At 45.9% G+C, this 12,359-nt stretch carries 7 protein-coding genes and 1 tRNA gene; 4 read left to right on the top strand and 4 right to left on the bottom strand.

Annotated elements, in window-relative coordinates:
• Positions 1–135 precede the first annotated feature (135 nt).
• Positions 136–1,026, top strand: a complete 891-nt coding sequence (locus tag N4A56_RS05820; RefSeq protein ID WP_295545693.1) for a LysR family transcriptional regulator — start codon at positions 136–138, stop codon at positions 1,024–1,026.
• Positions 1,027–1,069: 43 nt separating this feature from the next.
• On the opposite strand, the gene N4A56_RS05815 is transcribed toward N4A56_RS05820, so the two are convergent.
• The 3 genes from N4A56_RS05815 to N4A56_RS05805 form a co-directional block, all read right to left on the bottom strand.
• A tRNA-Thr gene (locus N4A56_RS05815) sits at positions 1,070–1,145 on the bottom strand.
• A gap of 126 nt (positions 1,146–1,271) precedes the next feature.
• On the bottom strand, positions 1,272–4,544 hold the full coding sequence (locus N4A56_RS05810) for a multidrug efflux RND transporter permease subunit (RefSeq protein ID WP_295545691.1): 3,273 nt from the start codon (positions 4,542–4,544) through the stop codon (positions 1,272–1,274).
• A 2-nt stretch (positions 4,545–4,546) separates the two neighbouring features.
• Complete coding sequence (locus N4A56_RS05805) at positions 4,547–5,710, bottom strand: efflux RND transporter periplasmic adaptor subunit (protein ID WP_295545690.1); 1,164 nt, start codon at positions 5,708–5,710, stop codon at positions 4,547–4,549.
• A 455-nt stretch (positions 5,711–6,165) separates the two neighbouring features.
• Between N4A56_RS05805 and N4A56_RS05800 the strand changes: the two genes are divergently transcribed.
• The 3 genes from N4A56_RS05800 to N4A56_RS05790 are packed head-to-tail and all read left to right on the top strand — an operon-like array spanning position 6,166 to position 10,750.
• Positions 6,166–7,755: a glycosyltransferase family 39 protein gene (locus N4A56_RS05800; RefSeq protein ID WP_293671068.1), complete on the top strand. Its 1,590-nt coding sequence runs from the start codon at positions 6,166–6,168 to the stop codon at positions 7,753–7,755.
• On the top strand, positions 7,755–8,297 hold the full coding sequence (locus N4A56_RS05795; protein ID WP_293671069.1) for a zinc/iron-chelating domain-containing protein: 543 nt from the start codon (positions 7,755–7,757) through the stop codon (positions 8,295–8,297). The genes N4A56_RS05800 and N4A56_RS05795 overlap by 1 nt, the downstream gene beginning before the upstream one ends.
• 26 nt (positions 8,298–8,323) lie before the next feature.
• Complete coding sequence (locus tag N4A56_RS05790; protein ID WP_293671070.1) at positions 8,324–10,750, top strand: PBP1A family penicillin-binding protein; 2,427 nt, start codon at positions 8,324–8,326, stop codon at positions 10,748–10,750.
• A gap of 135 nt (positions 10,751–10,885) precedes the next feature.
• On the opposite strand, the gene N4A56_RS05785 is transcribed toward N4A56_RS05790, so the two are convergent.
• Positions 10,886–12,262, bottom strand: a complete 1,377-nt coding sequence (locus N4A56_RS05785; protein ID WP_293671071.1) for a hypothetical protein — start codon at positions 12,260–12,262, stop codon at positions 10,886–10,888.
• Positions 12,263–12,359: the final 97 nt, after the last annotated feature.

The raw sequence follows: 12,359 nt of genomic DNA, 5'->3' as shown, positions 1-12,359 counted from the left end.
CTTTATCATGTGTAACAGTTGCTTACGTAACTTCTCGCGTTAATATATCTTGATTAAATATAAATAAAGTATAATGCTATCCGTAAATTAGATAATTAATGTAGATAGTAATAATTATAGCTGGGGAGTTAGGAAGTGCTTTTTTCTATAGAGCAGCTAGAGGCATTTGTAGCGACGGTTGATGAAGGGTCATTTTCAGCAGCAGCCCGTTTTTTGGGGAAGGCGCAAAGTAGAATCAGTACCGCAGTTGCGAATTTAGAACTTGATTTAGGTATTACGTTGTTTGACCGGTCAGGAAAATATCCTGTTCTTTCTAAAGATGGGGAACGCATGATACAGACAGCCCGCGATGTCTTGTATCAATGCAGAGTCGTGATGGAGCGGGCGACTGAGGTTTCAGACCAACCACAAAGTGTATTGCGGCTGGCAGTGGACGATGCTGTACCGCAGGAACAAGTAAGCATTATGCTGGCTGAGTTTGCACAAGAATTTAGGTATACTCAGATAGAGATAGTGCGCGCCCATGCAGGTGAAGCAAGCAATTTAGTAAAATTGGATAAAGCTGATGTGGCTATTGCTGTGTCAGTATCAGGCTTGCCACAAGATGATTATTCATGGGAGCAGGTCGGAAGTGAAAAATGGTATCCAATGGCAGCCGCGACACACCCTCTTGCAGCATTAGAGAGTGTAAGCAAAAGTGACTTGGCAAATGTTACACAAATTGCTTGTACAAGTTCCAATAACAATTTGGAGCTTGGGACAGAGGTTGTGAGTGATAAGCTGTGGCGATGTGATGATAGCCGCTTTATGATAGAGCTTGTCTGCAAGGGTGCAGGTTGGGCTTGGTGTCCAAGTTTGCAGACGGAAAGAGCGGTGCAACGTGGTGAACTGGTGGCATTGCCTGTCGATTTCATGGAGACTGGCTTTAGTGGTGAACTCTATCTGTGCTGGAAAAAAGATCATCCACTTCGAGCCGCTGAAAAATGGTTAGCAACCCGTTTAAAAAAAGCATTTAGCGTCAGATAATAAAAAAGAGGACAACTTACAAAGTAAGTTGTCCTCTAAAATATGGAGCTCTTGAGCAGGATTGAACTGCTGACCTCATCCTTACCAAGGATGCGCTCTGCCGACTGAGCTACAAGAGCTTCTATGTAAAACTTTACCTGTGTAAAGCTTAAAGAGCTGTATCGAAAGCACGTATTGTGTGCTGCGAAAAGGGTGTTTATATGGAACGCCTGAGGTCGTCAATAGAAAAAATAAAAAAGTTTGAATTAAGGTTTATTTTTAGATTCAATTGCTGGAACTTCAGATTGCTTTTCAGGGTTCGCAGCGCTGACAGATTCAGAATCAGCAATGGAGGTATCGCCAGATGACTCTGATGAACTTGTCTCATTAGACTGTGCAGAAGTGTTTGGGGGAGTAGGAGGTGTTCCCATTTTTTTTGCAAAAAATTCAAGCCAGCGCTGCAAATGAAAATAGAATCCGGGAACAAGTAGCGGTGCGAATACCGTAGCGGTAATCATGCCGCACATTACGGCGATGCCTAATGAATGCCTGCTTGCAGAACCGGGACCGGTAGCAACAACCAGTGGCGAAACACCAAGGATAAAAGAAAATGCCGTCATGAGAACAGCGCGGAATCGTAATTTTGCGGCTGTAATTGCAGCATCACGGGCAGATTTGCCTTCTTTGTAGAGATCCATGGAGAATTCTACAATCAAAATAGATGTTTTTGCTGCCATGCCTATCAAAAGAATGACACCGACCTGTGCATAGATATTGTTGTTCAGTTCAAAAATTGGTGCCCAGTAGTGTGTCCCTCCAATTGCGCCGAAAATTGCCAGCGGTACAGAGCCTACGATGGCAATCGGCATAATCCAACTCTCATATTGGGCAACGAGGAATAAATATACAAAGGTAAACGACAGCAGAAAAATAAGCGGTGCAAGGTTTCCTGCTTCGATTTCTTGTAATGAAAGTGCCGTCCATTCAAATGTGTATCCTGGGGGCAAATCATCCGAAAGCCGTTCCATAGTGTTGATGGCGTCGCCGGAGCTATAGCCGGAGGCAGCGTTCCCGTTGATCGCAACTGTGCGGTACAGGTTATAGTGGAAAACTTGCGCAGGGCCTAAAATCGGGGTGATTGTTGCCACTGAGGTTATAGGAACCATTTCCCCTTTGCCGTTACGAACATAGAACAATCGAAAGTCCTCAGGGTTTGCTCGGTATTTAGCGTCTGCCTGAATGTTTACCTGATAAATTCTGCCTTCGCGTACAAAATCGTTCACATACAATGAACCGAATTGAGCTTGCAGTGTTGCATAGATATCTCCAAGCGAGATCCCTAGAACCATAGCCTTGTTTCGATCAACATTCAGAAAATATTGCGGCACATCTGTGCGGAATGTTGTGAAAGCAAATTGAATTGCAGGATCTTGCGTAGCCTTAAGCGCCAGATTTTGAGCTACTTTTGCAATAGCCTGTGGTGGACGACTTAACGTGTCTTGTAACTGGTACGCGAATCCGTTGGTTGTTCCAATCCCCGGAATGGCAGGCATCTCAAACGCTCTGAGCGCTGCGTCGGGGTAATTTCTGTAGAGCTTATTTACCTCGGTCATGATTTGTCGCAAGGTTTTACCATCCGGTCTGCTGTCCCAATCCTCCAGCATAACGATAATTAAGCCGGTGTTTGATAAATTACCGGAAAGAAAGCTGCGCCCTGCAACGGTAATAACACGTTCAACGCCATCTACTTTTTTTGTCAGATCTGTGATTTCGCGTAGCACTCGTGAAGATCTATTTAGAGAAGCAGCTTCTGGCAGTTGTGCATCAACGAAAAAGAATCCCTGATCCTCGTTTGGAATAAAGCCGGTTGGTGTAGACTGGTAGAAATATCCTGTGGAACCGAAAATTATGAGAACGATGACGGCTGTTAAAATTCCCTTGCGGAGAATTGCCGTAACAACAGTACCATATTTTTCTGTTGCCCACTTAATGGCGCGATCAACAGGTCGCAGGAAAGCAATAGGTTCCATGCGTCCTTCTTTCAATATGAGAGAGCATAACGCAGGACTAAGCGTAAGAGCATTAACGGAAGAAATAAGAACAGAAACAGAAATTGTAACCGCAAACTGTCTGTATAACCCGCCTGTAATTCCCGGCATAAACATAACCGGAACAAATACAGCCAGTAGAACCAGCGTGGTGGCAATAATTGGGCTTGTTACTTCCGTCATTGCTATTCGTGCCGCTTCGCGTGGGGGAAGGTTGGAATCTTCCATATGTCGTTCGACGTTTTCGATAACGACAATGGCATCGTCAACAACAACGCCGATGGCGAGGACAAGTCCAAATAATGAAATAGTGTTAATGGAGAATCCAAGAGCCTGCATTACCGCAAAGGTTCCGATAAGGGAGACAGGAATGGCAACTGTCGGGATAAAAGTTGCACGTACGTTTTGCAGAAAAAGAAAAACAACAAGAATAACAAGCCCGATAGCCTGCAAAAGCGTAATAACTACTTCATCTATCGAACGCTTAATAAATATGGTTGTGTCATACGGAATGAGGTACTCGACGCCGCGCGGAAATTGTTGCGAAAGTACTTCCATACTTTTGTAGACTTGCTTGGCAATATCCAGCGCGTTGCCATCTGTGTTTTGGTAGACAACGACAAATGCCTGCGGCTTATTATCCAATCTGGCGGATGAATTGTACGCTTGCTCGCCTAGTTCTGCACGCCCGATATCTTTAACGCGGACAATAGCACCGCCGGAAGAAGTACGCAGAATAATGTTGTTGAATTCTTTAACGGTAACAAGCCGTCCCTGTGCCTGCACTGTGTAATTAAACTGCTGCTGCGTTACGTTGGGACCGCCCCCGATGCTTCCTGCTGCAACAATAATATTTTGCTGTTCTAGCGCATTCTGCACATCAGACGTTGTCATCCGGTACGATTCCATAAGCTTCGGGTCGAGCCAGATGCGCATTGAATACGGCGAGCCGAAAATCTGTACGTTGGAGACACCTTTAATACGCTTCAGAGGATCAACAATAAATTGTTTGGCGTAGTTGTTCAGATACAGGCTGCTGAAGGTGTTGTCGGGAGAAATAAGGCTGACACCAAGCAGCATTGTTGTGGATTCTTTATTTACCTTTACCCCAAGCCTTCTCACTTCTTCCGGCAGGTTCGGTTCTGCCTGAGACACACGGTTCTGTACGTTAACCTGTGCTATATCAGGGTCAGTCTTGGGGAAAAATGTGACAGAGGTTGTGGTAGTGCCAGTGGTGTCGGCAGAAGAAGAAATATAGATCATGTCATCAACGCCGTTGATATTGTCTTCAAGTGGCTTGATAACTGTGCGCTCAAGAATTTCAGGGCTTGCACCGGGGTAGTTTGCAGTAACTGTAACGATAGGCGGTGTAATGTCAGGGTATTGCGCTACGGGCAACGTGATTAATGCCAGTGCCCCCACCAGCGTGATAACAATAGATATGACAATGGCGAATTTAGGTCTGTCGATAAAAAAATGACTGATCGTCATAGTTAGCTCCCGCTGCCTGACGGTGCAGATGCTGGCATTTTTTTGGAGTCATTCTTTTTTGGGGATGTGTTGGGAGCATCAGAGCTGTTTTTATTCGACTGAGTTTTTTTTGTATCAGTCTGCTGTGTAATTACCCCTGTTTTGGGATCAACAGTAACAAGGTGCGGCGTTACCGGCTTGCCAAGCTGAACTTTTTGTAACCCTTCTACAATGATGTGGTCTCCGGCTTTAAGCCCTTCCATTACGACCCACATGGCATCAAGCCGTGCACCGAGTGTGACCTTACGCATGTTGGCGATATTTTTATCATCAACCACGACTACAGTGTAGCCAGACTGGTTTTGTTGCACACTTGCCTGTGGGATAAGCGGCATAAGTTTTTTTTCTGCATCCCTCACAATTACTGTAGTGTACATGCCGGAAAGCAGAAGGTTGTCAGGGTTAGGGAAAACACAACGCAGGTTTATTGTGCCGGTATCTTTATCAATAAATGGTTGGGCAAAATCCAGCGTTCCTTGCTTCGGATACAGGGAGCCGTTTGGAAGAACCAAGGTAAAAGTAAGCTCCGGACTTTTGTTATACCCCCACTTTTGTCGGTATGTGACAACATCTTTTTCATCAACTGTGAAATAGACATAAATCGGATCGATAGAATAGATTGTCGCAAGTGTGCCACTTGATGGTGATATAAGGTTGCCGACTGAGTAGATTGTCTTGCCGATGCGTCCGGTAAGCGGGGCTTTGATGGTTGCGTATCCAAGATTGATGGACGCGGAATAGGCTTGCGCTTTTGTTGCATCAACCTGTGCGGCTGCTTGTCGTTCTGTACTGGTGTAGCGGTCAAGTTCTGATTTACTAATGTTTTTACCTGCATAGAGCTGAGTGCCGCGTTGCAGATTTTGCTTTGCTTCAACAAGTGCAGCCTGTGCTTTTTCTACATTCGCTTTTTCCAGCATCAAGTCTGCTTCAAATGGACGCGGGTCAATTTTAAAAAGGACTTGTCCTTTTTTTACAATATCACCTTCAACAAAATCTTTTTCGATCAAGAATCCTTCGACCCGTGATTTGATTTGGACGATATCTTTGGAATCGACACGCCCGACGGCAGTCCATGAATTCGCAACCGGTTGTTGCGGAACAGAGATTACATTGACATCTGGAGCCATAGTCTGCTGCTGGTTTCCATTTTCCGAGCAGGCGCAGAGTATGAAGACACTCATCAAGCATGTTGCTAACAAAAAAAATCTCTGGTGGTCACAAATTGCCATGCCGCCTCCGGATGTGTCTCATTTTTTGATCGGATGTCCGTATTATTTGCAAAGAGAGATGATGAAAAAATCATACAGTGTGGCATGTTAGCATAGTTTTTTTTGTAATGCTAAATGAGATGTGTAATAACTAAATGAGTTGTATTAAAAAATTTACATCTTTTGAGGTTCTCAATATAGGCATGCATCACGAACCGTTAGACAAAACCTGTCAGAGTTGACAATTCAGCATAACTGGTATGAATTAGGGAGCCTTTTTCGTATACGAATTATACTGTGCGTTTTTAGGGTTTGCGAACTATATGTGAACCTTACAATGTGCAGGCGCAATATATTGTTTAGTGAGGTCTATTTTGAATAAAACGGCTATTTGGCAGCGGCATCCTTATGTCATAGCTGCATTGATTATTGTCTGTACTACTCTTATCCGTATTGCATTCTTATGGAGCAATCAGCTTGATCTGGTGTACGACGAAGCCCAGTACTGGGATTGGACTCGTCACATGCAGTTCTCATATTACTCCAAAGGACCTCTAATTGCGTGGATCATCAAAAGCTGGACAAGCATTTTTGGTGATACCCAGTTCGGTGTGCGTTTTGGCGCTGTTGTTAACTCTTTCCTGACGCAAAGTATTTTGCTCTACGGTATGGGAAGATTGATGAAGCGTCCGGTCGCGGCATTGTGGGCTGTTATTTTAGCCAACACCATTCCGTTATTCCTTGCTTCCGGTATTTTGATGACAACTGACAGCCCGTTGCTTGTCTGCTGGGTGTCCGCGTTGTTTGCGTTGTATGCTGCGAGCGTTAATCCAGAACGTAAGCTTCCGTATGTGGTACTTGGTGCTGCAATGGCGGTTGGTATTCTTGCCAAATATATGATGCTGGCAATGATCGGTATTGTCTTTTTCTACTGCATCGGTCTTTGGCGTCAGAACATGTTGAGCAAAATTTTTGTGAAGCGTGTAGCTATTGCCATGGCTGCCGGTTCAGCAATCGGCTTCCTGCCAATTTTAATTTGGAATATACAAAATGATTGGGTTGGATTCCGACACGTTGCCAAGCTTGCCGGAGTAAACAAAGCAGCAACGGCAAAACCGTTTTTCCGCTTCGACCGCTTCCCTGAATATTTTGCTTCTCAAGTCGGCTTGCTGACTCCTTGGTGGTTTGCTTTCCTTATTTTCGGCGGCTGGACAGCTCTAAAACAAGGTTGGACTAAGAAGGGCGCAGAACAGGTTGAGAACAAAGATGAAGTTCGTCAGGCACTGTTACTCAGTACTGGCTTCTGGATGCTGTGGGGCTTCTTTATTTTCTGGAGTTTCCATACCCGTATTTACCCGAACTGGTCTGCAATGAGCTATGCGGCAGGTATTATGCTGGCAGCCATTGCCGTAGAGAAAGGGCACGTATGGGGCAAAACTGCTCTGGTTATCCGCAGCAAGCGTATTCCGCTTCGCAAAACAGGCGTTATCATCGGTATCGTACTGTTCCTGCTTATGCATTCGTTGGGACAACTGCCGTTCCGTTCTCGTTCTATAAACCCTGCTATGCGTTTGATGGGTTGGACTGATATGTCCAGTAAGCTTCAGGAGCTTACTGAGAGTATGCCGAATCCTGATAAAGTTTTTTATTTTTCTGACCGCTACGGCATCACTGCAAACCTTGCTTTTTATGCTCCGCAGCAGCCACAGGCATACTGTGTGGACTGGGGACGACGCAAAACACAGTACGATTTGTGGAATACCCCTGAAGACAAAAAAGGCTGGGATGCAATCTTTGTGCGTCATAAACCTTTGGAAATAGAGCGCCTTAAGACGCTGTTTGAATCTGTTGAAGTTATGGAGTATCAAACAACGCATTCGAACGGGTACGGTCCAAAATATTATATCGCCGTATTGAAAAATTATAACGGCACATGGCCGAAGCGTGAGAACGGGGGCTACTAATGAGTTTATCATCTTCCTGCAAATCTGACCCTTCTGTATGCGAGCGGTGTGCAGAAAAATATCACACTTGCTGTCATGCAGAGCCTCAGGATGTTGAACTTTGTTTTCCATTGTCCGATTCAGAGTGGGAAAAGGTGAAGGCTGCGGCTCCTGACGTGGATGGAGCCAATGAGATTGCTAACACACCGGAATTTATCACTACATTAAAAAGACTTTTCCCGCATGATGGAAAAAAAATAGATGCGCAATTTCCTGCGAATGAGACTCACAGGGTTCTGTTGTCCAACGAAAAAGGATATTGTGTGTATCTGACAGAGCAGGGGTGCAGGCTCCCGAGGGAAGTCCGCCCGTGGTTCTGCCTGCTGTTTCCTTTTTGGGTTCGCGGCAAAGAGCTGACCATGTTTACGGCGCAAGGTTGTCTTGTCTGCCGTGAAACGAATACCGTAGAAGAATCGCTGGAGCTGTTAGGAATGGACGAAGCCCGTGTTCGGGAATTGTTTGCATTGCTACGTTCCGCATGGGGCTTCGATAAGGGTAATTAGCCACCCTGCAAACGAGAATAAACTTTATGAAAAAAATATTGCTGTATACCTGTATCGGCTTGGCGCTAGTAGCGGCTGTCGGCACACTGGCATTCTCCGGTTTATACTGGTGGGCGTCTAAGGATTTGCCGAGTTTTACCCGCATTAATGACTATCAGCCGCCGTTGGTAACAACCGTATATGCCCGCGACGGGCAGGTTCTTGGGCATTTCTATCGTGAAAAACGTTTTTTGGTTTCTCACGAAGAGATGCCGGACTTAATTAAACGGGCTTTTCTTGCTGCTGAAGATGACAGTTTTTATGACCACGATGGTGTTGACCCGAAAGCTATCTTCCGTGCGTTCATTAAAAACATGCGTGCAGGTTCCATCAGACAGGGTGGTTCCACTATTACGCAACAGATCATCAAACGCCTGCTCCTTTCTTCAGAAAAAAGCTACGAACGTAAGCTGAAAGAAGCTATTCTCGCGTTCCGTCTTGAACGTTATCTGACGAAAGATGAAATTCTTACAATTTATCTGAACGAAATTTACCTCGGTGCTGGTGCGTATGGTGTAGAAGCCGCAGCGCGTACGTACTTTGGTAAACATATTAACGAACTGTCTGTTGCTGAAGCTGCTATCTTAGCCGGTCTTCCGCAGGCACCTTCCAAATATAACCCGCTTCGTGCGCCGGGGTCTGCAAAGGCTCGTCAGCGCTACGTGTTGGGACGTATGTTAGAGCTTGGCTGGATTACTCAGGCTCAGTACGACACTGCGATCACAGCACCGCTTGTATACAAAAGCATGGAAGACCCAAGTTGGAAGCGCGGTGCATGGTATCTTGAAGAAGTACGTCGTAAGCTGATTTCGTACTTGAGTGAAGATAATATGCGCAAGCTTGGCATTGAGCTTCCGCGCTATGGCGAAGATGCCGTGTATGAAGCCGGATTGAAGGTCTACACCTCTGTAGATTTGGATTATCAGGACGCTGCTGAAGCTGCACTGCGTGCAGGCTTGGAAGCTTCCACCAAACGCCGCGGCTGGCAAGGTCCTATCCAGTCTATCGAGCCGGAAATGGTAGATGATTTCTTGCAGCAGCAAGAAGTTATTCCTGCCGTGCTTACAGATAAAAAATGGATTCAGGTTCTTGTAACTAAGGTTGAGAAAAAAGGTGCGGATGTACGATTCGGAGAAATGAAGGGTCGTATTCCTGTAAAATCCATGCACTGGTGTCGCAGACCTAACCCGAGAGTGGCAACAGACCATGTTCCGGCTATCAAAGATGCACGTAAAGTGGTGAAAGTCGGCGATGTTGTCTGGGCATCCATAAATGTTCCTGAGCGTCTCAAAGAAACTTGGGAACCAAGTCTACTGACCCCGAATGATGTCCTCCCGCTTGCATTGGAGCAGCATCCGAATGTTCAGGGTGCGGTAGTTTCAATGGATCCTCGTACAGGTGATGTCCTTGCACTGGTTGGCGGCTATTCCTTTACAGAAAGCCAGTTTAACCGCGCGACACAGGCAAAACGTCAGCCGGGTTCTGCATTTAAACCGATTGTGTATTCTACAGCTATGGATAATGGCTACACGCCTGCTTCTATCGTTCTGGATGCACCAATTGTATATACAGATCAGTCTACTTCCAAAGTATGGCGTCCTGAGAACTTCTCAGGGGTATTCTATGGTCCTACTTTGCTGCGTACTGCACTCGTTAAGTCCCGTAACCTCTGTACCATCCGCGTCGCAAAAGCTTTGGGTATCCCGAAGGTTGTTGAACGCGCTAAGGCTATGGGGCTTGAAGGACCGTTCCCGTTTGATCTTTCTGTATCACTCGGTTCTGTAGCTGTATCACCGATTAACCTGACAGAAGCTTACACTACATTTGCGAATGGTGGTGAGTGGTCAAAAGGACGTCTTATCCGCTCTGTAAAAGATGCGTGGGGCGATGATATTATTTCCATCGAGACACAGCGTACACAGGGTATGGACCCAGAAACGTCCTACATCATGTCTACCTTGCTTAAAGAAGTTGTGCAGGATGGCACAGGCTGGCGCTTAAAGGAACTTAAACGTCCTATCGGCGGCAAAACCGGTACAACAAACGATGAGAAAGATGCGTGGTTTGTAGGGGTAACACCATACCTCGTTACAACTGCATATGTGGGCTTTGACCAGCTGACCCCTATGGGTAAGTGGGAAACAGGTTCCCGTGCAGCTTCACCTGTTGTACGTGATTACTTGAAAGAGATTCTTGATGACTACCCGAAAGAAGATTTCGAGATGCCAGCAGGAGTTATTCAGGTGCGCATTGATGCTGGCTCCGGTCGCGTGGCAAGTGCCTACAGTGGCAAAAGCTACTTCCTGCCGTTTAAGCAGGGAACACAGCCGACAATTATGCAAGGTCAGCGTTTGACTCGTGAACAACAAGACCCTGTTGAAAGTGGTGAAGACCTACTGAAACAAATGTTCTAATCAAACAATCAAAAAACTGGTGAGGTTTTCCTCACCAGCTTTTTTTATGCGTATGCCAGCAGGGTACACTTGCTGATAACGAAAAAAATTCCCTGATGGATGATTCCGTCAGGGAATTTTTTTGATGGTGGCGGACTATTTGAGGATGCGTTTAGGGCGTTCTTTCAGCAGACCTCGCGGTTGTACCTTGATGGTTTGAAGGAACGTACCGGCAATAAACTGTCCTGTTTCGTTTAGTGAGCCATTGGGATGTAGAATCGGTTCATTCCAGCGGATTGTGCTGATAGGGCTACCGGGTTCCACTGCAACCGTAGGTTCTGGCGTCTGAGATACTTCAAATGGTAATTTTGCGTATGCCTCGTCATCCCGTTGAACTACAACGGGGTTGGGCTGTGTGTTATGAAAGATCATTTGCCCAACCTGTGGTTGTTTAGCTGCCAGCTCGCGTAACGGAATTTGTGGTGGTGGCGGCAAGCCTAAGAACGAAGCCATGTGCGTCATGTATACATCGGGTCTGTCTAATTCTTTATCCACACGGGCACAAAGTTTTGATGAGCCAAGAAAACGTGGGTTGGCTTCAATAAAATACAGCTGTTCATCATGAAGAAGGGCGGTAAGCCCCAATGAGCCTGTAAATCCCTTGGAGGCAAGCCATTGCCCTACTTCTCGTACCATTGCTTCCAGCTGGTTGATAATATGGACTGGAATGTCGCGTATTATCCCGAAATCATTTCCTGAATATCCTGCATTCATCGGGGTTAATTCAGGAACCCCAATGCACTGCAAGCTCAAAGGATGCAACGACACACGCCCGTCAGGGAACACTGTTGCAGATGTGGACAGTGAAGACGCTCCTGAAAAATACGGTGAGTAGGCTATCAGTGATGATTTATGCTCTTGAAGCCACTCCCAAGCCGCCTCAAAGCTTTTTTTCGAGTCAATGCGTACAAGTCCAGAACCGGCAGTGGCGGCATTGACACGCAGCATGATTGGCTGCTCCATAGCTGCACGATAAATTTCCTGCTTCGACGCTTCGATTATCTCAAGATACTTCCACGGAATTATGCGCATTCCGGTTTCTTGCAGGGCTGTTTCAATCCAAGTTTTGTGGTTGAAGGGATGATGGAATTCAGAGAATAGTCCTAATAATTTAGTGTGGTTGTGGTGTAAAAAATATGCTGTGTCAATAATTGCCATAGGCTTGTACGGGATAAGGCAACACGGCTCTGCCAGCTCTTGAAGAAGGATTCGGCGTAATTCTTTGATGCCTTCGGAATCATCAGTTGCAGAGTCATAAGTGTAGGGATTTACTCTGTGATGCATCATCTCTTCATACGTATATTCTGTAATTCCCTCGTAGTTAGCAGGGCTGCCATAGCAGATGGAAACAACGGGATTTTTTAAGTCGGTAAGTGGGATTGCATCACACCCTCTACTCCCGACCCAGACAATTTTGCGATCTTTAATTTTTCCATAAAGATGCTTGCGGTATGTCGTACGTTCTGTGGGCATAACTACCTCGGCTCTGGAGTTTGGGGTTGAATGGGACGTGGCTTTGATGCGGTTTTCGCGCCGTCTATAGAGTGTATTGCAGGGAGAACGGGGGATA

The sequence above is a fragment of the Halodesulfovibrio sp. genome (assembly GCF_025210605.1).
Lineage (GTDB): Bacteria > Desulfobacterota > Desulfovibrionia > Desulfovibrionales > Desulfovibrionaceae > Halodesulfovibrio.
The sequence above is the reverse complement of the archived record's forward strand: the minus strand, read 5'-3'. Positions and strand labels throughout refer to the sequence as shown.